Origin of the sequence: Microcystis sp. M20BS1, assembly GCF_020245305.1 — a bacterium.
Classification (GTDB): domain Bacteria; phylum Cyanobacteriota; class Cyanobacteriia; order Cyanobacteriales; family Microcystaceae; genus Microcystis; species Microcystis ichthyoblabe_A.
Map to the genome: position 1 here is coordinate 1 of NZ_JADBUZ010000068.1, position 24,790 is coordinate 24,790.

General features: G+C 42.8%; 18 protein-coding genes and 1 pseudogene. 7 read left to right on the plus strand and 12 right to left on the minus strand.

Annotated elements, in window-relative coordinates:
- The first annotated feature begins 262 nt into the window (after nt 1-262).
- The 3 genes from IM507_RS06880 (at nt 263) to murI (ending at nt 4,874) form a co-directional block, all read left to right on the plus strand.
- Nucleotides 263-1,651 carry a cation:proton antiporter gene (locus IM507_RS06880; protein WP_287636803.1) on the plus strand — a complete coding sequence of 463 codons (1,389 nt, stop codon included), beginning with the start codon at nt 263-265 and terminating at the stop codon, nt 1,649-1,651.
- A 414-nt stretch (nt 1,652-2,065) separates the two neighbouring features.
- A complete protein-coding gene (locus IM507_RS06885) occupies nt 2,066-3,964 on the plus strand; it encodes an N-acetylmuramoyl-L-alanine amidase (RefSeq protein ID WP_287636804.1) in 1,899 nt (632 codons plus the stop codon).
- A 97-nt stretch (nt 3,965-4,061) separates the two neighbouring features.
- The gene (murI, locus tag IM507_RS06890) at nt 4,062-4,874 is read left to right on the plus strand and encodes a glutamate racemase (RefSeq protein WP_002734376.1); all 813 of its coding nucleotides are present in this window, start codon (nt 4,062-4,064) and stop codon (nt 4,872-4,874) included.
- A 121-nt stretch (nt 4,875-4,995) separates the two neighbouring features.
- Here the strand turns inward: murI and IM507_RS06895 are convergent, their stop codons facing one another.
- Both IM507_RS06895 and IM507_RS06900 read right to left on the minus strand, forming a co-directional pair.
- Nucleotides 4,996-5,124 (minus strand): hypothetical protein, encoded by a 129-nt coding sequence (locus IM507_RS06895; RefSeq protein WP_287636805.1) that lies wholly within the window; start codon nt 5,122-5,124, stop codon nt 4,996-4,998.
- A gap of 398 nt (nt 5,125-5,522) precedes the next feature.
- Complete coding sequence (locus tag IM507_RS06900) at nt 5,523-7,286, minus strand: SWIM zinc finger family protein (RefSeq protein ID WP_123229954.1); 1,764 nt, start codon at nt 7,284-7,286, stop codon at nt 5,523-5,525.
- 115 nt (nt 7,287-7,401) lie between these two features.
- Here IM507_RS06900 and IM507_RS06905 point away from each other — a divergent pair, with 115 nt between their 5' ends.
- The 3 genes from IM507_RS06905 to IM507_RS06915 all read left to right on the plus strand — a co-directional run bounded on the left by IM507_RS06905 (nt 7,402) and on the right by IM507_RS06915 (nt 9,410).
- The gene (locus tag IM507_RS06905) at nt 7,402-7,683 is read left to right on the plus strand and encodes a ParB N-terminal domain-containing protein (protein WP_042790352.1); all 282 of its coding nucleotides are present in this window, start codon (nt 7,402-7,404) and stop codon (nt 7,681-7,683) included.
- A 13-nt stretch (nt 7,684-7,696) separates the two neighbouring features.
- The gene (locus IM507_RS06910) at nt 7,697-8,389 is read left to right on the plus strand and encodes a helix-turn-helix domain-containing protein (RefSeq protein ID WP_002733431.1); all 693 of its coding nucleotides are present in this window, start codon (nt 7,697-7,699) and stop codon (nt 8,387-8,389) included.
- Nucleotides 8,390-8,996: 607 nt separating this feature from the next.
- On the plus strand, nt 8,997-9,410 hold the full coding sequence (locus IM507_RS06915; RefSeq protein WP_042790349.1) for a hypothetical protein: 414 nt from the start codon (nt 8,997-8,999) through the stop codon (nt 9,408-9,410).
- Nucleotides 9,411-9,585: 175 nt separating this feature from the next.
- Here the strand turns inward: IM507_RS06915 and IM507_RS06920 are convergent.
- The 8 genes and pseudogenes from IM507_RS06920 to IM507_RS06955 all read right to left on the minus strand — a co-directional run.
- Nucleotides 9,586-9,717 (minus strand): annotated as a pseudogene (locus IM507_RS06920) (IS110 family transposase); the annotation flags it as partial.
- A 570-nt stretch (nt 9,718-10,287) separates the two neighbouring features.
- Complete coding sequence (locus IM507_RS06925; protein ID WP_002733405.1) at nt 10,288-10,458, minus strand: hypothetical protein; 171 nt, start codon at nt 10,456-10,458, stop codon at nt 10,288-10,290.
- 241 nt (nt 10,459-10,699) lie between these two features.
- Nucleotides 10,700-12,886 (minus strand): DNA cytosine methyltransferase, encoded by a 2,187-nt coding sequence (locus IM507_RS06930; protein WP_002733447.1) that lies wholly within the window; start codon nt 12,884-12,886, stop codon nt 10,700-10,702.
- A 179-nt stretch (nt 12,887-13,065) separates the two neighbouring features.
- Nucleotides 13,066-13,374 carry a type II toxin-antitoxin system Phd/YefM family antitoxin gene (locus IM507_RS06935; protein ID WP_002731516.1) on the minus strand — a complete coding sequence of 103 codons (309 nt, stop codon included), beginning with the start codon at nt 13,372-13,374 and terminating at the stop codon, nt 13,066-13,068.
- A 68-nt stretch (nt 13,375-13,442) separates the two neighbouring features.
- Complete coding sequence (gltB, locus tag IM507_RS06940) at nt 13,443-18,047, minus strand: glutamate synthase large subunit (RefSeq protein ID WP_287636808.1); 4,605 nt, start codon at nt 18,045-18,047, stop codon at nt 13,443-13,445.
- 300 nt (nt 18,048-18,347) lie between these two features.
- A complete protein-coding gene (locus IM507_RS06945; protein WP_024971062.1) occupies nt 18,348-19,235 on the minus strand; it encodes a succinate--CoA ligase subunit alpha in 888 nt (295 codons plus the stop codon).
- A 168-nt stretch (nt 19,236-19,403) separates the two neighbouring features.
- A complete protein-coding gene (locus IM507_RS06950; RefSeq protein ID WP_287636809.1) occupies nt 19,404-20,588 on the minus strand; it encodes an ATP-grasp domain-containing protein in 1,185 nt (394 codons plus the stop codon).
- 60 nt (nt 20,589-20,648) lie between these two features.
- The gene (locus IM507_RS06955; protein WP_002733474.1) at nt 20,649-21,866 is read right to left on the minus strand and encodes a membrane protein; all 1,218 of its coding nucleotides are present in this window, start codon (nt 21,864-21,866) and stop codon (nt 20,649-20,651) included.
- A 947-nt stretch (nt 21,867-22,813) separates the two neighbouring features.
- On the opposite strand from IM507_RS06955, the gene IM507_RS06960 reads away from it, so the two are divergent.
- Nucleotides 22,814-23,488: a hypothetical protein gene (locus tag IM507_RS06960; protein WP_002733841.1), complete on the plus strand. Its 675-nt coding sequence runs from the start codon at nt 22,814-22,816 to the stop codon at nt 23,486-23,488.
- Between the two features lie 53 nt (nt 23,489-23,541).
- Here the strand turns inward: IM507_RS06960 and IM507_RS06965 are convergent, their stop codons facing one another.
- Together IM507_RS06965 and IM507_RS06970 are read right to left on the minus strand one after the other, a co-directional pair.
- Entirely contained in the window at nt 23,542-24,480 is a 939-nt protein-coding gene (locus IM507_RS06965) for a GDP-L-fucose synthase family protein (RefSeq protein ID WP_002733729.1), read from the minus strand.
- A 12-nt stretch (nt 24,481-24,492) separates the two neighbouring features.
- Nucleotides 24,493-24,790, minus strand: a 298-nt coding sequence (locus tag IM507_RS06970; protein ID WP_287636810.1) for a GDP-mannose 4,6-dehydratase, incomplete at its 5' end; no start/stop codon positions are given.

Genomic DNA, 24,790 nt, shown 5'->3' on the forward strand with positions numbered 1-24,790 from the left:
GAAAAACTTGATTAATAATGTACAGGATTAATTCTACTACAAAATTGGAAGGAGGGGGCAACCATCGATCCCTACCTCCCACACTCCGAGAATGATTATTATTCTTGAGAATGAATAGTTTATTTTTTGGAAGTCCCTTATCTGATCCTCACCCGGCCACGGCTGAACCCTCGTAGAAGTTGGACAAGGGGCAAAGTTTAATAGGGAATCACTGAATAGGCCGCCAGCTTGTTAGAGTATTGGGAGTAATTTTGAGCGAGCGATGATACTACAGCCTTTCCTTTCTTCCGCTTGGAGTCCTAATCTTACCCTGTTAGCCTCGGCAGCTACGGCCGAAACTGCCGATAGTGCCTTAGTTTTAGCCTGCGTGCTGCTGAGTTTGACCGTTATTTATTTCGCCTGTAAACTGGGGGGGGAAATATGCGTCCGATTCAACTTGCCTCCCGTGTTAGGAGAATTAGTCGGTGGCGTGATTATCGGAGTTTCTGCCCTAAAATTACTGGTTTTTCCAGAAGGAGGAGCGGGATTCGAGGATTCTCTCCTCATTCATTTCCTAGAATCCACCTCATCCCTCACCCCGGAGCAATCTCCCGCCGTTTTTAGTGCTGCCAGTGAGGTGATTTCCGTCCTCTCGGAATTGGGGGTAATTATCCTGCTGTTCGAGATTGGTTTAGAGTCAGACTTGCAGGAATTAATTCGCGTCGGTCCCCAGGCAGCTGCTGTGGCAGTGGTGGGGGTTGCGGTTCCCTTTTTGGTGGGTACTTTGGGTTTAATCTACATTTTCCATCTGGCCACCATTCCCGCTATTTTTGCCGGGGCAGCTTTAACCGCTACCAGTATCGGCATTACCGCCAAGGTTTTAGCAGAAATAGGGCAGTTATCGGCGAAAGAAGGTCAAATTATCATCGGTGCTGCGGTTCTCGATGATATTCTCGGTATTATCGTTCTCGCCGTCGTTGCTTCTTTGGTGAAGACCGGAGAAGTGCAAATTAGCAAAGTAATTTATCTAGTTATTAGTTCTAGCGCTTTTGTGGTGGGGGCGATCCTGATCGGTCGTTTTTTAAGCCCCTTTTATGTTCAATTAGTTAATAGCATGAAAACTAGGGGACAATTGCTCTTAGTTTCCCTAATTTTCGCCTTTATTCTTGCCTATATTGCCCAAGTTATCCAATTAGAAGCGATTCTCGGTTCCTTTGCTGCGGGCCTAGTCCTAGCAGAAACGGAAAAGCGATCGGAATTGGCAGAACAAGTGTTCCCGATCGCCGATTTATTTGTACCGATATTTTTCGTCTGTGTGGGGGCAAAAACCGATTTAAGTGTGCTTAATCCCGCTATTCCCAGCAATCGAGAAGGATTAGTCTTGGCCGCTTTCTTAATTGTCGTCGCTATTTTGGGTAAAGTGGTGACGGGGTTAGCCGTTTTCAGTAAGGAAAAACTCAATCGCTTGGCGATCGGAGTTGGCATGATTCCCCGGGGTGAAGTGGGTTTAGTCTTTGCTGGAGTCGGGGCTGCTAGTGGCGCTTTATCCCCCGCTACCGATGCGGCCATTATTATGATGGTGATCTTGACTACCTTTATCGCTCCGCCCCTGTTAAGGTTAGTATTTAAAGAACCCACCGCCAGTCCTCAATCAGTGAGCAGTGAGCAGTGACCAGTGACCAGTGGCAGTGTTAAGTTACCAGTAGCAGTGTTAAGTGGCACTAACAGTGCCGTCTTTTCATTGATAACAAGGGCCGAATCTAAATCCTAATTTGTTAAGCTAAAAGCTTTCATGGACTTAGTTTCTAACCTTATTTTTAGGTAGGAGAATTGCCAGATTCTTTTTTGGAGCCTCTTGCCTATTACCTTCAGAAGCTGATAACTGATCACTGATAACTGATGACTGATAACTGATAACTGATCACTGATCAGAAACATAGCAGACCATGCCAACGTCCCATAAGCTTGTTTTTATTGATAGTCATTCTCAGAGCATTAAGGGAGCTATGGATGGCAAAAAATCGACAAAATCGTCCATTTTTACCGAAAAAAGGTAATTGATAACCGAGCAACGGGAGCATCGATCGTGAGATTTCATTGGTTATTCCTAAGCGCATTAACTTGGTTGCTGGTGGCGGCCCCTGCTTGGGCAGGCAAGCTCGTCTTTTGGCGATTCGACACCAATGAGAATCGTCTGGTGTTCACCACCGACAATCGAGTGCAACCGCGAGCGCAAATGATCACTAACCCCACCAGGATCGTGATCGATCTGCCCGGGATCAAGTTAGGGCAACCCAATATTAACCGGCCCATTGGCAATATCGTCAGAAGTGTCCGTATCGGTCAATTTGATGCGGAAACTACCCGTTTAGTGATTGAATTAGCCCCCGGCTACACCGTCGATCCTCAACAGGTAAAAATTCGCGGAATTTCGCCCACCCAATGGACAGTGGAACTGCCAGAACCCCAACCGATTCGGGAGGAAACGCAACCCCCCGTTACCCCCGATCCCACACCTCCCCCCGATCGCGGTTCCACCCGTCCCACTCCCCCACCTCCAGTTAGCCAGACGGACAACAACGATGATTTTCAGGTCACTCGCAATGGTCTTTTTGTCCGTTTAGAGCAAAATGGTGATGATCGATCGATCCGCAGTCAACGCAGCCGGGACGGCAAAAAAATCGAATTTGAATTACCCGGGGCCACTTTACCCGGTAGTCTCGCCGGTCAAACTATCCCCGTCAATCGCTATGGGGTCGGTGATATTCAATTCAGTCAGACTGCCAATCAACGGGCCAAGATTTCCCTGAGCGTTAATAGAGATAGTCCCGATTGGCAAGCTCTCTATAGTCGTTTTGGTGGCTTGGTTTTACTGCCTAGGGGTGGTCTGAGTGCCGTGGATAATATCTCCTCACCTCCCCCCACTAGAGCGACCAATCCCAATCCTCGTCCCAATAATCCCCCCCCGAAAACTGCCAATAATCCCCCTTCTAGCAATCGTTTGGCGACGATCTCCTCGATCGATCTGGCGGGTAATAACGATCGCCTGTTAATTCGTGGGGATTCACCCCTGAAAGCTAACGGCAGTGTTAACCGGGATGGGGTCTATGAACTACGCATCGAAAATGCTAAGTTAGCCGAGTCTTTTCGCGGTCCGCGCTTTGGTCGCTCTAGTCCCATCTATCAATTACGGGTACGTCAGGAAAGTGTCAATAAGGTGCTGATTTTGGTACAGACCGCGGCAGGATTTCAATTCGGTCGCCTCAATCAGTCGGAAGGTCAAACCCTAGTCCTAGAATTGCTTTCCTCCCGCAATTCTGGCCCCGTTTCTCAGGTTCCTGACTCCACCACTATACCTGTCCCTTTACCCCCAGATACGGGGCAATTTAACCCACCGCCGCGCCCCTCTGACCCCACTCCTAATCCCCCCCAACAACGCAATGGCCGCTTTCTGGTGGTGATCGATCCGGGCCACGGTGGTAAGGATCCGGGGGCGATCGGAATTGGTGGCCTTCAGGAAAAAAACGTAATTCTGCCCATTTCCCTAGAAGTTACCCGCATTCTGCAACAACAGGGCATCGATGTGCGTCTAACTAGGGATAGCGACTTTTTTGTCACCCTGCAAGGTCGCACGGACCTGGCTAACCAGATCGATGCCGATCTATTTGTCAGTATCCATGCTAACTCTATGGGGAAAGCACGACCGGATGTCAACGGCCTAGAGGTGTACTACTTCGGTGATCGCCGTTTGTCGGACACCATCCATCGCAATATTGTCCGCAGTGTCGATATGCGCGATCGAGGGGTGCGTCGGGCCCGTTTCTATGTGCTGAGAACCTCGAAAATGCCCTCTACCCTCGTGGAAGTGGGTTTCGTTACTGGCGCTGAGGATGCTGCTAAATTAGCCAATGCCAACTTTCAACGACAAATGGCGGCGGCGATCGCAGGAGGGATTATTGAATATATTCAACGAAATCTCCGTTAATGATTAAATCATTGGAGCATTAGTTTACCAATCAAAAAATCCGTGTTTTAATATCATCAAATAAAGCTACTTTAGATCAGCGTTTTCCTCGATATCTATGAGAGAATCACAATTTAGTCCGATTGGTGTGTTTGATAGTGGTGTGGGTGGACTGACCGTTTTAAGGGAGTTGTATCGACAACTGCCCCAAGAATCGATTCTCTATTTTGCTGATACCGCTAGACTTCCCTACGGAACCCGTTCTAAAGGGGAAATTATCGAATTTGTCCGGGAAATTCTCACTTGGATGGGCGAGCACCGGGTGAAAATGGTGATTATGGCCTGTAATACCAGTTCCGCCTTGGCTTTAGAAGAAGTACGGGCCGAATTTAAAGATTTACCAATTTTGGGGGTAATTTTACCCGGTGCCAAAACTGCCGTTAAACAAGGAAAGCGCATAGGGGTGATTTCTACCCCGGCTACGGCTAAAAGTAATGCCTATAAACAAGCAATTCAAGAAATCGATCCTACTGCCCAAGTTTGGCAAATTCCTTGTCCTGAGTTTGTCCCTTTGATCGAGGCTAACCGCATTTTTGACCCCTATACCACACAAGTGGCTAGGGAATATCTTCAGCCTTTACTGGCGGAAAATATTGATACTCTGGTCTATGGTTGTACCCATTATCGTCATCTTTCCCCAGTTTTACGTCGTCTTTTACCTAGTTCCGTGCGCTTGGTAGATCCCGCCGCTGCCGTTGTCCGAGCGGCGGAAAAAGAACTAGAATTATTAGGTCTCAAAAATCCCGAAACATCCCTACCTACTAACTTCGCAGTTAGCGGTGATCCTGACACTTTTGCTCGTTTATCTCGTCAATGGCTAGGTTTTTCTCCTACGGTAGAAAAGGTTTATTTACCCGTCCCCGTTTTATAACCGTTAGCCTTTTCAGTGAGCAGTTATCAGTGAGCAGTTATCAGCTGCCTTTTGCCTGTCCTGATATGTATCCTATACTCAACGGATTTAGTATCAAAGGGTTGGGTGAGGTGCAATCGTCTTATTCTAGGACGGTGAGGAAGATTAACGTGAAGGGGCAGAAGGACAATATGATGGAGGTGACGATAGTACCAGAAACAACTGACCAGTAACTAACATTGCGTTTAGCTGTAGCAGGTTCACAAGACATAAATATGAATTTTTGTAATAGCCAAGGCAGATTTGAAATTTCCCGATAAAGGATAGCGCTTTTCACGTTACTGAGGTATCGACAAGTTTTGCCAACAAAGGGTTTAAGCTCCTTGCCCATACCTCATTCTGATGAAAACTGCTATAGTCGAGAAGATAAGTACCTAAGCAAAATTAATTACACATTTCGATCAAGCTTTTGCCTCTTGCCTCTTGCCTGTCTTCACTAGGAAATTTATTTTGCATGACTACTTACTACAACCTACATTCCGCACTTCAATTTGTAGCATAAAAGAATTTGCGTCGAAACATCACTAGACTTAAGCTGAGGACAAATTCCCACTCTACAAGCTAAAAATAGCCTCCTTGTAGCCGATAACTGACGGCTACAAGCTTAAATTATTGTAAATCCTGATATTTGAATAACCCCATAAATTTTGATTTGCGTCCGTGTTCCTTAATTAAACTTTCCCGATAAGTTTGCCATTCTTCCCGTCTTCCCGACATATAAAAGGCATTACGAGCTTTTTTCAGCCATTTAATCGCTTCTTCGTAGCGATCTGCCTTTTTTTCGTCCAGTATCTTTTCCGCAGGAGGACGAGCGTGATCGATCACCCAGTCAGGATCGACGGTAGCAGCCGCATCCATTATCCGCCAAATTAGGTGAGACTGCACATAGGAATTATCAGAAACGACTTTAATTGCATCTCTAACTAAATTTTCGTGGAGAAATATATCGATTTTAGCCTCTGTGGAACGTCCACCGCTAAACTCGCGCAAGTAATCTAACAAGTCTAGTTTTAAATCGGGCCAATCTTCCCCCGCTAAAGACTCAATTTTTTGGTAATGGGAAAAGGAAGGTTGGTCTTGAAATGCCTTAATTCTAGCAGCTAAAGCTGTATCTATATCCCCTAAAGATTGCGCTAGTTCACTTGTCCAGAGAGCTAATTGATAATAATAATTACCTGGGAAATTTAGACCACCCCTGGCAATTATGAGAGCGGATTCTGGTGCGGATTCATCGCGTAAAGCTTTGGCAAAAAAGAAGGCTTCATCGTTTTTAGTTATCATATTTTTTGCCGCTGCCATCGCTTCCTCAATGCGATCAAGATAGACTAACTTAGTTAGGTATTCTACCACTTGTCCTGAAGCTAAAGCTAGATTCAAATACTCCTGATCTTTTTCCTGTTGCTCGAAAATTTCTAAGCGAATAGAAGTTAATGCTTGGGCATAATAGGGGATATTTCCTGACCACATTTCTGAAAAATTAGCCGATTCTCCCCGTAAAATCTTCTCTAAAACTGGATCGTCCCATCCCTGTTGTAAGGCTGCTAAACTCATCTCAAAATCGGCACTCCATTCATGCTGCCATTGCTCGATTTTTTCCCTTAAATCTTGCTTTTCTTGGGGATTAAATTCTTTGCTTAAAATTGCTGCCGTTAGAACTCGATCGATTCTAGCACTTAAATCATCATTAACAGCACCGTAATCTTCTAAATCATCCCATTCCTCGATACAGGCGCTAATAATTGCTTCTAAAATAGCGATCGCATTATCTGGTTCTCCCTTTTGATAATAATCTTTGGCCTCATCCACTAGGGCATAAATTTCATTAGAAATTGGATCTTCTTCGTAGTAATCTTCCTCGATCGCTCGTAGGGATTGCCGCAGTTCATTACGGACAGTATTACGATAAGCTTTGACATTAACAGTTATCTTCCCTACCGCTTTATTAAGTGGGGTAGCTGGCACTAAAAACTTATCAATTGTCTCGATAACTTCTGGGTGTTTAGCCACTAAATGATTAAGCAATTTTCTTAATTTACTTTCATCGATCGGTGTCAATAACTCCTCTAGAGAGGCTTTTTTAATAATTAATTCTGGTTGACGAGAACAGGTTAATAAAACCGCCACAATATGCTTACACCAACCCTCATAATCGTAGGGACAGGAACAGGAGACATTCTCAAGATTTTCTTGGTTAAAATCTATGGCAACTCGATAGGGTTTAACCTCACTACCACTCACTAAAGCTTGTAGATTTTGCCCCCGTTGCCAAAGAGAAATAACTGCACCGCTATCGTAATAATATTGACCGCGCTGATAGGAAGCATTGGTGCTATTTTGCCGGATAATCTTTTCATTGATAGGAGGAATAGTCATAGTCAGAAAAGGAGAGGATTGGGTGATAGAATCTTGTCTGTGGCCAGAAAACTGCCAGTAGGGAGCCAGACCACTGCATCAGCAACCGAGTTAACTTATCTACAGTTTAGCCTAAATGTGCTATAGTGAAGACGCTATGGAAATTAAAAATATTCCTCTGTCCCAAATTCGTCGTCCTTTACCGCGACAAACCGATCCCGAAAAAGTTAATCAGTTGATGCAATCGATCGCTGAGGAGGGATTACGAGAACCGATCGATGTTTTGGAGGTGGATGGTAACTACTACGGGTTTTCTGGTTGCCATCGCTTTGCAGCTCATCAGCGTCTCGGTAAAGAAACAATTCTCTGTCGAGTTCGTCGCGCTCCTAAATCCGTTTTAGCTAAACACATCGCTTAAGCTGAGAAGTCCCATGAATGAGTCCTTATATAAATATCATCGGCAAAAATTAGAGCAGTTAATGGCAGAAATTGGCTGTCAAAATCTGGAAGAATTGAGTCAGTTATCGGGTCTATCTTCTTGGCAATTGCAGAGAGTTTGCCATGGTTTAATCGCTAAATTATCCTCTGAATCTTTGGTGAAATTAGCTAATGGGCTGCAGCTGCCAGTTAGCGATCTTCTTGCTCATTTTCAAATCCCGACGATGGGGCCAGAGGATCATTCAGGGGAATTAAAAATTCTCGAACAAGAGTATCAAAATTTACAGCAAAAATTAGACCAGCAAAAAGAAGAATTAGCCGCAGAATTTCAACGTCAAAGCATCGAAGCGATCGAATCTTGGTTAGTTCAATGGCCCACGGCCGAGGCCGTTGCCCGCAAAAATCCCGACCTAGCAGCCGTCAAAATCCTCTCCCTAGTTAAACCGATTATGCAGTTACTGGAGCGCTGGGGAGTGCAACCAATTGACAGTGTCGGTGATCATGTTGGTTATGATCCGCAAATCCATCAATTGATCGATGGTCAAGCGGAAACAGGTACACCTGTTCTAGTGCGTTATCGGGGCTATCGTCATGGGGAAAAACTACTTTATCGTGCTAAAGTGAGTTTAATTAAAGTAGAAATGCCAGAAATTCAACCAGTAGAAACAGAAAATGTCACCGCTTAAAGTGATAATTCTTGCAGAGCTTTAGTGCTGTGAAAAATTCCCCCGTGGTCTGCTTTTATCGAAAAAATCTAGTCTAAAACCTCGCCTTAAGACGAAAAGTTTTTGGAGCGGGGCATAAATCCCCATTACAAAACTAATGGCGGCTTGATAACCGCCCCCTGAACGGTTAAAATGAGATTATGAGTGATTCGGAGAAAAAAATATGTCAACGCCCTATGATAACTGTTTTGAACACATTACTGATCCTGTCCAACGAAATTCTGTTCGCCAGCAATGGTTACAGATCGTTGACGGAGGTTTATCTGTTGCCGATGTTAGGATACTACTATTAGCGACGCTTAAGCGAAACCCAACTACACTAATGTCGTTAAGAATGTTGGGTTTCTAACTGGGATTGGTGCGTTACGCTAACGAAGAGCGCACCCTACAAGCTACACTCGAATTTTGTAGGTAATCCAATGATGATTAGACCTCTTGCAAAAGTCTTAAGTCGATCCTTGTACAGCAACATTTTTGAAGATTATCAACTACTAATAAATAATTAACTGAAAGTCCCTCCCATTATTGTTTCTATCGTTTGTTTTCGGATTTATGCAAGAGGTCTATTATGTTCATCAAAATTTCACAATTAATTGCAATTGGTTTACTGTTGTTAGTAGGCTGTTCCGCAGAACCTAGCAATAAAAATGAATCGGATTCTAAAAATACGGGTGTAGTCGAGTCTGATATATCTGGTTGTTGGGAAAGAAGCCAATTTACAAGTTATGCTAACGGTGGTTCTTCCTATTGGAAAGAAACGTACAAACTGGAACCAGGAGGTAGTTATAGTAGAGAGAGTGTCGTTAAGATCACTCCGGTTGTAATCAGACCTGTTGAACCACATTACTCCTCTGGTGAATGGATTATTGATGACGGATACGTTGTGATTCAATGGAAGGATGGAAGTAAAGTAACACTGAAGGTAATATCAAAATATGAATTAATTCAAGTAGGAGACTCTATTGCTTTCAGAAGATGTTAAGTAGCCAATCTAGTAGTGACTGTCTTGATTGTCAAGGGGTAATTCAAAAAAACTCAAGCAGTTTCCGTAAAACTCAAAATCTCAAGCTGGAAAAAAGCGCAGCAAAAGCTAAGCTGCTCAGGTTAAACCAAAGCAAGCGCAACCCTTTATTAGAGATAACAAAGATCGTGAATCTCTAGGAACAAGGTTGCAAATTGTCAGCAAGCTGCCAAGGCTGATTTTGGCGAACCATTGCATTAAGAATGACTAAGATTTTTCGCACACAAGCAGTCAGAGCCAGTTTTTTTGATTTACCGCGTCCAACTAAGCGATTGATTAAGGCTCCGGGTAAACCCGCTGCTTGTAATTGAATCACCAGTTCAGTTTCTAAACCTCCTGTCGCTTCCAGAACGATGAGGATGAGGTTGAGCGTGTAAGATTTTAGGGTCTCGATCAGTTTAGATATGTCCTCCTTTGTGTTAGCAACTTTCATCGCCTTACCGAGCGGACGGAGGTAAACATCTAGGGTCGCTTTACTAATGTCAATGCCTACCCATTGAGAGATATTTTCCATGATTAAACCTGAGAAATTGGCGGGATTAATGGTTCTTTTCGAGAGCATCCCCTTGATTTTACTCATCCTTGCTCGATACGGTCTGTTAGCTTAACAATTGATTGTTTTTGCGACGACCCCGGCGACTGTTCGAGTTTTGTCAGGGAGATTATTGACTCTTGCTACGAAGCGGTCTTTTCCGACCAAGGTTGGGACGGTCTACCACTTCTCTCAATATACAAGGTTGGGCTTCGGCCGTGAGCTCAGCGTTCGACCGAGCGTTCGTGTTAGTGAGCGTGAGCCTGTCGAACTACTGAGCTCACGCCGAAGTCTCACGCCGAAGTCTCACACCGAGGTCCGAACGGTTGAAGCATGAAACCCAACTCGCGGTTTTAGGGTTTTACCGATTTCGTTGAGGAGAGTTTCGAGAGTGCCGTAGTAGGAGGTTTCTTTTACTGCTGCTTGGGAGGAGTGGATTTCGTGCAGGTTGCGAAAATAATTGACGAGGGGATTCATGAGTAATAAAGTAATAGGAAAAAATTAACTTCTTGGTTAGGATAGGCAAAAGGCAAAAGTATGTGTAATTAATTGTGTCTAGCTACTTAAAAAGTGTAGTCTAGATAGGGTTGGCCGAAAAAGTTTTTTGTGGGGACAGATTGTGGGGTGTCGGTCGTCGATACCAAATTAGGTTACACTTCATCTTAAGAAAGGCTGTCACCAGCGATGGTATATTTTGGCCATAGTATAGCTCGCTAGTTTAGATTTGTTCAATTGGAGAAATAAGATTAGATAAAATTTCGTTCCATTTTAATTTATGAATAGTTTGTAATTCCGAATCTATTTCAATCAGATGGGAATAGCTATTGACAAATTCTTCTGGAGATGATATCAGTCTCAGATAATATTTAATTGTCGGTATAATACCATTGGTAATTATTTGACAACCATGATTGTTTTTGATAGTTTGAATCTCAGACATGATTAACTCCACTTCTGTGGGTTTAACATCAAACGATGATAGGATATAATATCTTCTCGGATTAAATTTAATAATTTTATCTTTGGCAATTCGGAGAATTTGTAAATCAATGTACTTACCATGCTTAATTTCAATAACTTCTACTAATTGTTTATTTTTATCAAAAATCTCAATATCTCCTGCACTACCAGAAGTTAGATCAGAAGCTGTGTGACTGCCTAGAGGTTTTAATGTGCAGGATTTGTATCTTTCTACTTCTATAATTAACCTTTGATAAATTGCATATAGTGCTAAAACAGGTAACTTGGAAGCTCCGCGAGTTTGATAATTGAAACTAAAATGATTTTCTAGGCAACTGCTCAAAGTGTTGATATCAAAAGGTTCAGGATTATCTATCTTCAAAATTTTAATCTTTTGAGTCTGGATAATCTGATTAACTTGATGAAGTAAAAGCCTTAAAATAACTTCAGCTTGTTGAGGATTAGTTTCAATAAAATCAATTAAACCCAGAAAAGCATCTTTGGTTTTTTGATTACTAATTTTACCTTGATAATCTAAAGTATAGGGAAAGGGTTGTTCTAAAGAACGAGTTAGCCAGCCACTTTCTGCCATAGCTGGTAATCCCAATTGTTTCAAGGTGGGAGTAATATACTGAGTATCAATAGTTCTTCCTGAAAATCCTCCAGGTAAATTAGTTTGATGGTATCTAATATCTTGATTAGGATAGAGAATTTTATGAACTAATAAAGTTATTAAAACCGTATAAACTCCTTTTTCTTTTGAGCAATTAGTAGCAATTTGTTGGATATAGTTTTGATAGAGTTGAGGGGGCAGTGGTTGCCGATCATCTAAATTTAAGGATTGGTCATAAATGTCTAATAACTTTTCTTTATGGTTCATAAAATCTAATCCGATAATTTCCAATTGAATATTCTGACGAGAAAAAGAAAACTCCTTTAAGGATACTCTAGAATTGTTTTCAAAAATATGTTTCTTAATGGCAATAGCCAACTCTTGAATCATGGGAATACAAACCGAATTACCCACCTGTTTATAAGACTCAGCTAAGTTAGGATGAATTTGAAAGCTATCGGGGAACTTCATCAGTCGATAGCATTCTTGGATAGTTAATTTACGCACCTGATCTTGTTCGGGTATATAAATAAAAAAACGTCCAGATGTTTCCTGAGATGGTATAGTAGGATGTACTCCATCGATCGAATAAATTCGGTTAGGTTGATGATGAACCCGGGATAAATGTTCTGTATTTGGTCTGATACCTTTTTTCCAGATAGTTTTATTGCGATAACCGACAAAAATTAATCCTGATGGTTGTAAGGTAGGATTATCAATGAGAGTATATTCTTTTTTATCTAAGTATTCAAAATTGCCTTGAGGAGACAGAAAATCGCGTAACTTAGGTATTGGTGAAGTATATTTTAATGAGTTGAAATTAAATTTTTTATTTTGGGTAGCAATAATAATAATTCTTTCTCGATTTTGCGGCACACCAAAATTCTTGGCATTTAAGAGCTTATAATCAACTAAATAACCCAGTTCTTCCAAAGAATGCAAAATAATATCTAAGTTTTTGCCTTTGTCGAGGTGAATTAGGTGTTTAACATTTTCCAGAAGAATTATTTTCGGCTTTTTTAATTCTACTATTTCGCAGATGTGAAAAAATAGAGTTCCCCTTGTATCTCTAAATCCAGCTCGTTTTCCAGAAATGCTAAAGGGTTGACAGGGAAATCCTGCTGTCAACACTTCAAAATCAGGGAGGTCGTGGATAGCAATTTTTCTAATATCTTGATCGGGAATTTCTTGAAAATTATTGAAATATACTTTTTGACAGTTTTCGTCTATTTCACAAGAATATACACAGTCATAACCAACGCTCTCGAAAGCTAATCTAAATCCTCCAATACCAGCAAAAAGATCGATAAATCTGAGTTTTTCGTTTGTCATTGCCAAATTATGACATCAAAGATAGCCAAAGTGAATATATCCTAAATTTTAGCAAATGTTCCGACTTATGCAGCGATAAAAACTGTAGTCTAAATAATTAAGGTTAATATGTCCCCATATAATCAATTTGGAGATACTAGATTAGGCATAATTGAGTAAAAACTCGCACAATTTCGGTTTCAGACTTCTGCGGCTTTTTCTTGCTCAATCTCGGTCTCCAATTCTTGACGTAATTCTTCTAGAGAAGTGGTGGCAGCTGTCTGAGATAATCTTTCTTGTGACCAATTTAAGGACTGAAAAAGTCGTTGAGCGTTAGCTGGAGAGCGCAAAAGATAAACTTCAGCAGCAATCAAGGCCACATCATGATGACCCTGACGTTGGACAATAACGATCGAGTTTCCCAGTTCTACTTGTTCTAAAACCTGAAGAAAATGTTCCTGTGCTTGGGTATAGCTAGTATAGGTGGTGGGGATGGGCAGCATGGCCATTAATCAACTCCGCAGTCAAAAAATTAATCAATGGGTGCGTTAACCAAGAGTAACGCACCCCGAGGAAATTACACCGAAGTTAAGGTTTTCTCCGCGCTAATTTGCGCTTCGGGACTATCCGCTTCCGAGGGAGGGACCACTTGCCAGAATTGACCGAGATAGCTATCCCAATTAGCTAAAATTAACTTACCTTTGGGGCTATTAGTGCGTTCTACATGGGCCTCAATTAAAGATTTTAACTGTTCCGCACCGGCAGCCGTGGCAACCCGTTGAATCTTGACAATTTCGGGGTTAAGTTTCTCCGGTAGGGACGGATCAAGAATATAAGCTAATCCTCCCGTCATCCCGGCGCCGACGTTGCGACCGACGGAACCAAGCACGACAATTACCCCACCGGTCATATATTCACAGAGGTGATCCCCGGCCCCTTCGATAACCGCTTTCGCAGTGGAATTGCGGACAGCAAAGCGTTCACCAGCGCGACCATTAGCGTATAATACCCCACCGGTGGCCCCGTAGAGACAGGTATTACCGATAATAGCGTTATCTTCAGGCTGATAATTGGCGTTTTGGGGAGGTAAGATGACAATTTCGCCGCCGTAGATGCCTTTACCCACATAATCGTTAGCTTCTCCCTCTAAATGGAGATTGACACCGGGTAAATTAAATGCTCCGAAACTTTGACCGGCCGCACCCTGGAAATTGAGCTTAATTTCGCCTTCAAAGCCGTCATTCCCGTATTTTTGGGCAATTACCCCCGCAATTCTCGCCCCGACGGAGCGATCGGTATTGACAATCCTGTAGGTTTTGCTGACGGTTCCCTGTTGCTCGATCGCCTGTTTAATCTCGCTATCGGCTAGAATATCGTCATCGAGGACAGCACCGTTACTATGTACTTCCTCGTGCTGCAACCAAGAGCGATCGCTACGGCCATCGGGTAAATTCAACAAACAATCGAGATTGAGGGATTCTGTCTTAGTTAAACGAGCATCGGAGCGCACTTTTAACAGATCTGCCCGGCCAATCACCTCATTTAAACTGTGATAGCCTAATTTCGCTAATAATTGCCGCGTTTCCTCGGCCACCAAAGTAAAGAAATTGACCACATGAGCGGGAATTCCTGGAAAACGAGCTCGCAGACGTTCCTGCTGGGTAGCGACTCCCACAGGGCAATTATTCGTGTGACAGACGCGGGCCATGATGCACCCCTCGGCAATCATGGAAATGGAACCAAAACCGAATTCCTCCGCACCCATCAGAGCAGCCATGAGGATATCCCAACCGGTTTTCAGTCCTCCATCTGCACGCAAAATCACCCGATGACGCAGTTGATTTTCCATTAACATCCGATGCACTTCCGTCACTCCCAATTCCCAGGGACTACCCGCGTGTTTGATCGAACTTAGGGGTGATGCACCTGTACCACCATCGTGACCGGAAATCTGGATAATATCAGCGTTAGCTTTGGCAACTCCGGCCGCAATTGTGCCGATACCGATCTCGGCCACTAATTTGACGGAAACTTTGGCCCGGGGGTTAATTTGGTGTAAATCGTAGATTAATTGTGCTAAATCTTCGATCGAGTAGATATCGTGGTGAGGAGGGGGAGAAATCAAAGTTACTCCCGGTTTCGATCGCCGTAACATGGCAATATAGGAACTGACTTTTTTCCCGGGTAATTGACCTCCTTCTCCCGGTTTTGCTCCCTGGGCCATTTTAATCTCTAGCTGTTTTCCACTCATTAAGTATTCGGGAGTGACTCCAAAACGACCCGAAGCTATCTGTTTAATGGCAGAATTAGCCGTATCACCGTTTTTTAAGCCGTTTAGATGGGGCATAGTCACGGAATGTCCTTCTACATCCACATCGTTTAAGCTGGTGTAACGGATCGGATCTTCTCCCCCTTCTCCGGAATTGGACTTACCTCCGATGCGATTCATGGCGATCGCTAGGGTTTCGTGTGCTTCCCGGCCCAAGGCACCGAGGGACATTCCCCCTGTGCAGAAGCGTTGCAGGATACTTTCGATCGATTCTACTTCTTCGATGGCAATTGAAGCTCGATCGCTGTTAAATTCTAATAGATCGCGCAATGCAGTAACGGGTCTTTGCTGCAATATTTGACGATAGGTTTCGTAATGGTCGTATCCTTCACCTTGGGAGTGAGCGGCCACGGCTTTATGGAGTGCTTTCGCCATTTCCGGGGAATTCATGTGGTATTCTCCCCCTGGACGGTAGTTGACAAAACCGTAGTTTTCTAGTTTTTTAGCGGTAAGATTGGGGAAAGCTTTACTGTGGAATGCGATCGCTTCTTGGGCCACTTCCGCAATGCTTAAACCCCCGACGCGACTGGTAGTACCGTTAAAAGCTAGTTTAACTAAATCTGCCGATAATCCGATCGCCTCGAAAATTTGCGCCCCATGGTAGGAAGATAGGAGAGAAATACCCATTTTCGAGAGGATTTTCAGTAATCCTGCTTCTACGGATTTGCGGTAATTAATTAGGGCTTTTTCGAGGCTAATAGCTTCTAATTTGCCGTTTTCCATCAATTTCTGAGTTTTTGGCTCGATCCACCACTGGGCGATCGTTTCTAGGGCCAGATAGGGACAGACTGCGGAAGCGCCATAACCAATTAGACAAGCGAAGTGATGGGTACTCCAACATTGGGCCGTGTCGATAACGATCGAAGCTTTTAAACGCAAGTGTGAGCGAATCAGGTGATGATGGACGGCACCAACAGCTAATAAGGGGGGAATATAGCTAGTTTTTTCGTCAATAGGAGCAGTTCTGTCACTGAGAATTAAAATTTCTGCTCCCGATGCTACTTTCTTGGCGGCCTCAGCGCACAAATTAGCGATCGCGGTTTCTAATCCCTGCGGTCCGGTGGTCAGATCATAAAGGGTAGAAAGTTCGGCTGTTTTGTAGCTAGAGGTTTTAACTTTGACTAATTCCGCATTATTGAGCAGAGGAGAGTCTAATTTCAGTAAATGTGCGTCATCAACCCCTAATTTAAGGATATTGCCCCGTCGTCCTAGATACATAGTCAAGGACATGACTAAACTTTCGCGTAAAGGATCGATGGGGGGGTTAGTAACTTGGGCAAAACGTTGTTTAAAGTAATCGTAGAGAAGATGGGGTTTACTGGAGAGGACTGCTAGGGGAGTGTCATCACCCATACAGAAAGTCGGTTCTTTTCCCTGTTCTGCCATGGGGACGATAATCATATCCACATCTTCGGCAGTATAACCGAAAGCGGTTTGCAGGGGAAGGAGATTACTAGGGGTGGGAATGTCTATCGCTGTTTCTTTGTCAATCAAGGTGCGTTGGGATTTCACCCATGCACCGTAGGGATTAGAGCGGGCAATTTCCTGTTTAATCGGCCAATTACGCTTAATTTCGCCTTTTTCTAGGTCAACTGCGATCATTTGACCAGGGCCGAGACGACCTTTTTCCATAATGGTGGTTTCATCGAGGGGAATAGTTCCCGCTTCCGAGGAAACGACGATATAACCGTTGTTAGTAATGCTATAACGGGCCGGTCGCAAACCGTTGCGATCTAAACAAGCGCCGACGATTCCCCCGTCACTGAAGACCAGTAAAGCCGGACCGTCCCAGGGTTCCTGTAAACCGCTATAGTATTCGTAGAAGTCGATAATTTCGGGATAATTCTGTAAATCCGGCTGATTATTGTAGGCCTCCGGCACTAGGATCATAGCCGCTTCTAGGGGACTGCGACCGGTTCTCACCAATAATTCTAGGGCGCTATCGAGGTTATAGGAGTCGCTGTTAGCGGGGTTAACAATGGGGGTCAGGGATTGTAATTCTTCGTGGGTCCAACCTTGGGTTTCTAAAGCGGGTTCCCGGGCCGACATCCAGTTAATATTGCCCAAAAGGGTGTTAATTTCGCCGTTATGACCCAATAAGCGCATCGGTTGAGCGAGAGGCCATTTCGGTTGGGTATTGGTGCTAAAACGTCGGTGATAAATGGCAAATTGACTGCTATAGGCGGGATTTTGCAGGTCTAGATAGAATTCTCGCAGGATTTCGCCCCGTACCATCCCTTTATAGACAATGGTGCGACAGGAAAAGGAACAGAAATAGAAATCATCGGCCAGTTGCTTACCGACTTCAGAACGGGCAATATAGAGTAGGCGATCGAATTGAGAACCAGCTAAATCGGGGGAAGTAACCAGAATTTGCTCGACGTAGGGTTGATTTTCCCTTGCTTGTCTTCCGAGGACTTCGGGACGGACGGGAACAGTGCGCCAACCTAAAATCTTAATATTATATTTATTGACAATTTCTTCGATATGTGCTTTAGCCTCGGCTCGTTCTTGGGCCGCTTGGGGAAGAAAGACCATACCCACCCCTAGTCGCTCAGATTCTGGCATATTTAAGCCATTTTCGGCGAACCAAGGAGCGAGGACATCTCTGGGGATAGCGGTCATCATACCAGAACCGTCCCCGGAATCCTGATCGGCGCTGCAGCCTCCCCGGTGTTCCAAACAACCTAAGGCTAAAAGGGCCTGTTCAATTAGTTGATGGCTGCCGGAACCGCGCACATCGGCAATAAAACCGACTCCGCAAGCGTCCCGTTCCTCTACGAGCCATGGGGGACCCCAATAGGGATCGATTTGGTGTATATTGTCGGTTTTTAGGTTATTTTGTTGCGCCATAGAAGTTATCCTTAGGGTCGTTGTCTAGAAGGGTGGGATAGTTGGTCTGCTGAAAGGGTCAATCTAGAATAGAATTTTTTTTGATCTTGCCGTTTCGATTGTCGCTGATTTTTCCTAATTTTTGCCTGTTGCCGTCTTTATCTTGGCCGGTCTGAGGAATCACAGGTGATCTACCATGATATAGTAGCTCTCAGGAATTGTCATCGAAAATCCCCTGGATGGGGTGAAACATCCTGTTAGGTGCTTATTTTGACAGAATATTGTCTGATTATAAATATTATTGGAGCAATGGGGTCAAATTCAGGACAAGACTTTAGCTAAAGAGGCAGGTAAATCGGCTAATTTTTCTACCACTGTCACCCCAGCTTCTTGAAAATGACGTAAGCTATCTTTTCTGGTATTCTTAGCGGCAACAGAGTAGGAAAGTTGGTTAGAAATAATTGTTTCTGTATCGCCGAAATTGGTTTCAATCGCTGCATTTAACCCGACAAGATAGGCAATCACTGGTTTTTCAATTGCCGAGGCAATATATTTGGCTGCCTCGATTTCGGCCTTTCCCCCCACCTGACTGACGAGGAGAATTGCCTCGGTATTGTCATCTTCCTCAAAAACCTGCAACCATTGGGACAAATTGGAGCCAATAATGCCGTCAGTCCCCAAATTTACCGCCATAGATTCACCATACCCGGCTGCTGTTAAAGTTTTCGCCACTTCATCCCCTATGCGATCGCCGCGGGTGATCAGACCGATTGTCCCCGATTGATAAAAATTCGGTTCACAAATACCCAACCAAAGATAATTGGGAATAATCACACCCTGGCTGCCGGGACCGAGAATTAATGTTCCGGTGGTACTAGCTATCTTTAATAATTCCACCAGATCCAAGGGGGGAACTCCGGGGGTGACGATAATTAATTGGGGGATGGCTGCTGCGATCGCTTCTAAGGCCGCATCTAGGACTTGATTGGGGGGGACTAAAATTAAACTGGTCTTGATTTCTCCGGCTTCAGCAACGGCCTCAGCCACTAGATCAAACACTGGTATCTCTGCGATTATCTCACCACCGTGGCCACTAGCCACCCCCGCTACTAAACAGGTTCCCTGGGTTTTCAATCTTGCCGCATAATATTTGCCTAGGGGTCGATCGATCCCTTGCATAATTATCTGATCTTTATCTGTCCATTTCATATATTAAGTGTTGGGAGTTGTTTCAGTTATCAGTAAACAGTAAACAGTGATCAGTAAACAGTAATCAGTGAACAGTAATCCGCTTCTGAAGGCAAGAGTCAAAGGTTTTAGATTCGTCCCTTGTGAACTGAAAACTCACATCTGATAACTGATAACTGATCACTGATTCTAGGCTAATTTAATGGCTGCAGTGACTACCTCTTCTAAAGACTCTAACCAATGAAAGTTAACATCAGCTAAACTCTGACTGAGATCGATCGCTTTGCTGTCAGCTAGGACGCGAAAAATTATTTGTGGTAGGGTGGGATTGAGAAAAGATCGGGGTTCCAAGGTTTGTCTTTCCTGTCGGGTGGCCCGGATCATTCGTTCACCACTGCCCCGGCTGGGTGATAATGGGCTATAACTGCGGTAGTAATTGCTAATAGTCTCGATCGCTTTTTGGCCAAAGTCGGGATAACTGACAATATCAACGATAACCACTTTTAAATCGGCCAATAGTTGGAATTGTTGCAGACCGGCCTCTATTTGCTCGTTTAATTGCTCTAATTCTAGTCTTTCCTCCAGTATAAGCCAGGCTGCTAGTTTTGCCCCTTTGCCTGCCAAGGCATCCCAGACAGTGGACATCAAACCCTGGCCATTACTGATCACGGCTATTTGGCCAGTTTGATCAATTATCGACCAAGGGGATTGTAATTGGGGTGGGGTCAGGGCCAGAAGATCGAGATGTCTAGCTAAAGCGGCATCATTAACACTTATTTTGCCATCTAGGGCCATCACTTCCCCAGCTTCGTTGATACCCAAGGGATTAATCTCGATAATATCGAGATCTTTGCTGACAAAGAGACTATACATTTTTTCGAGAATTTGACTGATAGACTCGATCAAAGACCCTCTTAAACCCATAGATACGGCTAATTGCCGACAGAGATAGGGGGAAAATCTCTCTTCAATGACCACTTTTTGCATGGTTGCCAGTAAACTGTCCACATCCATCCCCCCTTGACTCGCACCGAGTAAAACCGGTCTTTGCAGATGATAATCGAGTAAAATGGCTAAAAATATCTCCTGTTGCGGATTATACCTGGCTTCTGCTAGGATTACCTCTGGATATTCTCCGGCGATCGGTAAATGAAAGATAGCATGGGCAGCCGCGATCGCATCAATGGTATTAGCGACAAATTTTACTCCTCCTGCTTTTCCCCGTCCTCCCGCTCGTACCTGGGACTTTAGCACGACCGGATAGGGAATGTTTAATCTTTTTAGTCCCCCCGGTTCGTGGATTGGTTGGGAAGGTAAAATGGGGATGCCGACTTGAGCAAATATTTCCTTGGCTTGGTATTCGAGTAAATCCATAATTGATTAGTTGATAAAGTGGCGGTTCTCTCTTTGCTCGTTTCGGTAGCTTGGGGACTATTAACTATCATAAGTTTGTGCAGTACCACAATGATAACAATAAGGTAAATTTTTATAAGTTAACTCATGGCAATGATGACATTCTACATATTGATAATAACCGCAATGGGGACAATGAGCATCTTGATTTTTAATCGTTTTAGCGCAGTTAATACATTGTGATTTTTGTACTCGTTTTGCTGCTTGAGACTTGGTATTAAAAACAAACTTTTGCAAAAATTTAATAACAGCAAAACCGAACAAAGGGATTAACAGAATATAAACATATTGAACTAAAAATACTAAACCTCCAAAGATAGAACCGATAATATCAAAAATGAATTGTGCAATAATACCAATTTGCAAAAATTCAAAAGCTTTGAAAATTAAAGGAATGAAGAAAATAACTAATAAATGCCAACTAATTAACGCTATTAAACCATAGCCGCGACTTTGGGCATACTGATTCACTAATAACGCAATAATTATTAATGGTGCTAAAAATAAAACCTGAAAACCTAATTGAATGCTAGGATACCAAAAAGACGCATTTTTATAACCAGCTTCCACATCATTAAATTTACTTTCATTTCTCATGAAAGCAAGTAAATTTTGACTCGATGGTTTTTGTAGTAGTTCATTTTTTAGCTTAACAATTTCTTCTTTGATTTTTGATATTTTTTTATTATTTTCCTCTAGTTTCTGTTTTGCCTCTTCCGCTTTTACCCAGTTTATCGAATTGTTGGCAGACTGTCCAGCAATTTTCTCTAATAGGGTAGAATCATATTGACTTCTAATAATTCTATTATTATTTTCTAGTATATTAATATTATCTTGTTTTGTTTGTATTTTACTTAATAAAGTTTTATTTTCTTTATTATTTAACTTATTTTTAATATCAGCATATTGCAAACAAATTGGAGAAACTTTACCTAAATGTCCTATTTCTTCATCTTGATAATTATTTTTATAATCAACTAAAAAAGTTGTAATTAAATCATAATCTCTATCTGGACTATTATTTTTCTTGTAACTTTGCCATGCGCTGTAACAAGGATATACTTGTTGGGGGCTTAAATGCCACCTACTAATATCATCTAATCCTGTAAAAACATTAACTAAGATGAAAATATCAACAATTATTATTACCAATAAACTTACTTTATTTAATGGTTTATCATTAATCCTTCTTGATCTCCTGAAAAACTGATTCCACAAATTATTAAGTTTAGTAAACATAATCTACTCCTAAGTACAGGACAAAAAAGATGATATTTGGAAACTTCCCGCGCTCTCCCCTATGAAGATTATTTTAGCAACAGCATCCGGTTCGCGGGTGATGGGGGAGAATATTTTTGGCTTACTCGATCGCAAAACTTAAAGTTAATTGTGTCATTATGGGGTTAGAGGCGAGACTTTTTTAGCTACCCACCTCTGTGAGTCTAGCAATCTTTCACTCTCTCTATTTCTATCTTTAGTTGGCTTATTTCTCATCTTTCTGAGGTAGGGTGGCCGATGTGTGATTTGGCTCATAGGCATTGGGGGTGGTTCGGGTTTATGAGCAAGGTTATCTACAAGAGGAGCTTATGGATAAATTTATTGGTTTGAGTATGCTGATTTTTGGGTTTGTAATGATGGCCTTTAATCCAGCAGTTGGGGTGCTAGTGGCTCTTTTTGGGTTGATCGTGACTTGGAATAGCGAGAGAACTGTTTCTGTTCGATCACAGGACAGGGATAGGGTTCCTTGTCCTCATTGTGCTGAGTTAATTCAACCGAAAGCGAAGGTGTGCCGTTTCTGTGGGGCCAGGTTTAGATGACCCCTTGTCCTGAGTTTGGGATCGGTGGCAACCCGATCAGAGGTTTCTTCAGTTTTTTGTCACAATTGTTACATTTTTTCACAGATTCTAATTCGATCGGGTGATTTTTTTTGATAGGATTGAACCTATAATCCTATCATAAATAGTTCTTGTTCTCCATTAACCGTGCCAAACTAAGAACTGCGGACAAATCAAGAGTTTTGGCGTTCCAATAGACCAAATAAACTAATAACTGGCAATTACTCGAAAATCTCAGTCATTTTTTTGCTAAAATTCTCCTTTTTCCCACATTTTCTTGCTTGGAAACAAACTTTTTTCCGCTTTCGTCTCTATCTTTAACTCGCTCCCACTAGGAAACTCAAGGGTAAGATGCTAAATTTTCAAAAGCAGGGTCGTCATCATCCTCTGACCCTATTAACAATGCTTTTAAGTGCTTCTTTCGTTGTGGTCTCCCTTTCCTTGACTCCTGCGATCGCACGTCAATTCGCCCCGATTAACCAGATTAAACCGATTCCTTTGGGGAATGATCGATTAATTCCTGCTGGCACAGATATCCCTGTAAAATACGAGCAAGGGGAAAAAATTCTTTTAACCAAACAGGAAACTTTTTCTTTATCTCTGACCGTAACCGATAATATTAAAAACTCCCAAGGACAGACAATTATTCCCGATGGTAGTCAGATTATCGGAGAAATTAAACCTGACGGTCAAGGTTCCCGTTTTCTATCCCAAAAAATCTTTTTAAAAACCCGTCAACCCCAAGAAAAATCTATTGATGCTATTTCGGCAGTTTTCACCCGTCTAGAAAGACTAATTAAAGGAGTTAACCCCGATAAAATTATTCAGGGTGCAGTATTAGGAAAATCCGCCGCTTCTGTCCTCGCTTCCTTTACTTCTGACCAACCGGTTAGCGAGATTATACGAGGAGGAGGATTAGAAGTATTAGCCGGTTGGTTATTACGAGGAGAATCGGTGGAATTATTGTCAATTAACCCCAAGGAAGATTTAAAATTAACCCTTCGTTCTGATTTTACCGGTCAGTAAGCTTAAAAAAATCTGGTGTGTTAGTTATTAATCTAACACACCAGCTATCGAGACTAGGCGGCGTTTTGCCGATACCATTCAATGGTTTTTTGCAAACCTTCTTTAAATTCCATTTGAGCAACAAAACCGAATTTTTCCTGAGCGCGGGTTGTATCTAAACAGCGTCGCGGTTGACCATTCGGTTTATCTATTTCCCAAACAATTTCGCCATCAAAACCCATTAAATCACAGATTAATTCGACTAAATCTTTGATAGAAATCTCATAATTTGTACCAAGATTAACCGGGTCTGATTCATTATAGAATTGACTGGCCATGACAATGCCTCGCGCTGCATCGGTGGAGTAGAGAAACTCCCGGGTTGGACTACCATCTCCCCAGACAGGAAGTTGTTTATCCCCCCGTTGTTGTGCCTCATAAACCTTGCGAATTAAAGCAGGAATTACATGGGAACTACCCGGATCAAAATTATCCTCCGGCCCGTATAAATTCACCGGTAAAAGATAAATTCCGTTGAAACCATACTGCAAACGATAGGACTCTAATTGTACCAATAAAGCCTTTTTAGCGATACCATAAGGCGCATTGGTTTCTTCGGGATATCCTGACCATAAATCGTCTTCACGGAAAGGTACTGGAGTAAATTTTGGATAGGCACAAATTGTCCCCACACAGACAAATTTTTGCACTCCTGCTAGATAGGCAGCGTGAATTAATTGGGTTCCCATCATCAAATTATCATAGAATAATTCGGCGGGTTTTTCCCGATTAAGACCGATACCTCCCACATGGGCAGCCAAATGGATAATTAAATCTTCTTCGTTGGCTAAACGTTGACAGTTTTCCCAAACTCTTAAATCACAATCTTTAGACCGAGGAATGGTAATTTTTTCGGGATTTGCCCCCGCTGCAATTAATTGATTAACTACTTGCCGACCTAAAAATCCAGCCCCCCCGGTGACGACGATTCTTTGTTCGCTTAAATTCAGCATATTTTCACCTCTTTAATCCACAGTTGTCATCGAACGATTGCGAAGATAAGCCAGCTCTTTTAATAACTGTTGGCTATCACCACCGTTATTAAGATTAATCCCCAAAGCCGCTAAATCCGCATCTACCATTAATTTTACCAGTCCCTCGAACGTCACCGACGGCTGCCAGCCTAATTTCTCTCTGGCTTTTGTAGAATCTCCTATCAATAAATCCACTTCCGCTGGACGCAAATAACGTTGATCAAACTCCACATAATCCTGCCAATTTAAATTAACGTATTGGAAAGAAATATCGAGAAACTCCCGGATA

What these genes read in the sequence shown, in the direction of transcription:
- IM507_RS06880 (WP_287636803.1), top strand. Translation starts at nt 263, where the DNA reads ATGATACTACAGCCTTTCCTTTCTTCCGCTTGGAGTCCTAATCTTACC.
- murI (WP_002734376.1), top strand. Translation starts at nt 4,062, where the DNA reads ATGAGAGAATCACAATTTAGTCCGATTGGTGTGTTTGATAGTGGTGTG.
- IM507_RS06895 (WP_287636805.1), bottom strand. Translation starts at nt 5,124, where the DNA reads ATGTCTTGTGAACCTGCTACAGCTAAACGCAATGTTAGTTACTGGTCA.
- IM507_RS06900 (WP_123229954.1), bottom strand. Translation starts at nt 7,286, where the DNA reads ATGACTATTCCTCCTATCAATGAAAAGATTATCCGGCAAAATAGCACC.
- IM507_RS06905 (WP_042790352.1), top strand. Translation starts at nt 7,402, where the DNA reads ATGTGCTATAGTGAAGACGCTATGGAAATTAAAAATATTCCTCTGTCC.
- IM507_RS06910 (WP_002733431.1), top strand. Translation starts at nt 7,697, where the DNA reads ATGAATGAGTCCTTATATAAATATCATCGGCAAAAATTAGAGCAGTTA.
- IM507_RS06915 (WP_042790349.1), top strand. Translation starts at nt 8,997, where the DNA reads ATGTTCATCAAAATTTCACAATTAATTGCAATTGGTTTACTGTTGTTA.
- IM507_RS06925 (WP_002733405.1), bottom strand. Translation starts at nt 10,458, where the DNA reads ATGAATCCCCTCGTCAATTATTTTCGCAACCTGCACGAAATCCACTCC.
- IM507_RS06930 (WP_002733447.1), bottom strand. Translation starts at nt 12,886, where the DNA reads ATGACAAACGAAAAACTCAGATTTATCGATCTTTTTGCTGGTATTGGA.
- IM507_RS06935 (WP_002731516.1), bottom strand. Translation starts at nt 13,374, where the DNA reads ATGGCCATGCTGCCCATCCCCACCACCTATACTAGCTATACCCAAGCA.
- gltB (WP_287636808.1), bottom strand. Translation starts at nt 18,047, where the DNA reads ATGGCGCAACAAAATAACCTAAAAACCGACAATATACACCAAATCGAT.
- IM507_RS06945 (WP_024971062.1), bottom strand. Translation starts at nt 19,235, where the DNA reads ATGAAATGGACAGATAAAGATCAGATAATTATGCAAGGGATCGATCGA.
- IM507_RS06950 (WP_287636809.1), bottom strand. Translation starts at nt 20,588, where the DNA reads ATGGATTTACTCGAATACCAAGCCAAGGAAATATTTGCTCAAGTCGGC.
- IM507_RS06955 (WP_002733474.1), bottom strand. Translation starts at nt 21,866, where the DNA reads ATGTTTACTAAACTTAATAATTTGTGGAATCAGTTTTTCAGGAGATCA.
- IM507_RS06960 (WP_002733841.1), top strand. Translation starts at nt 22,814, where the DNA reads ATGCTAAATTTTCAAAAGCAGGGTCGTCATCATCCTCTGACCCTATTA.
- IM507_RS06965 (WP_002733729.1), bottom strand. Translation starts at nt 24,480, where the DNA reads ATGCTGAATTTAAGCGAACAAAGAATCGTCGTCACCGGGGGGGCTGGA.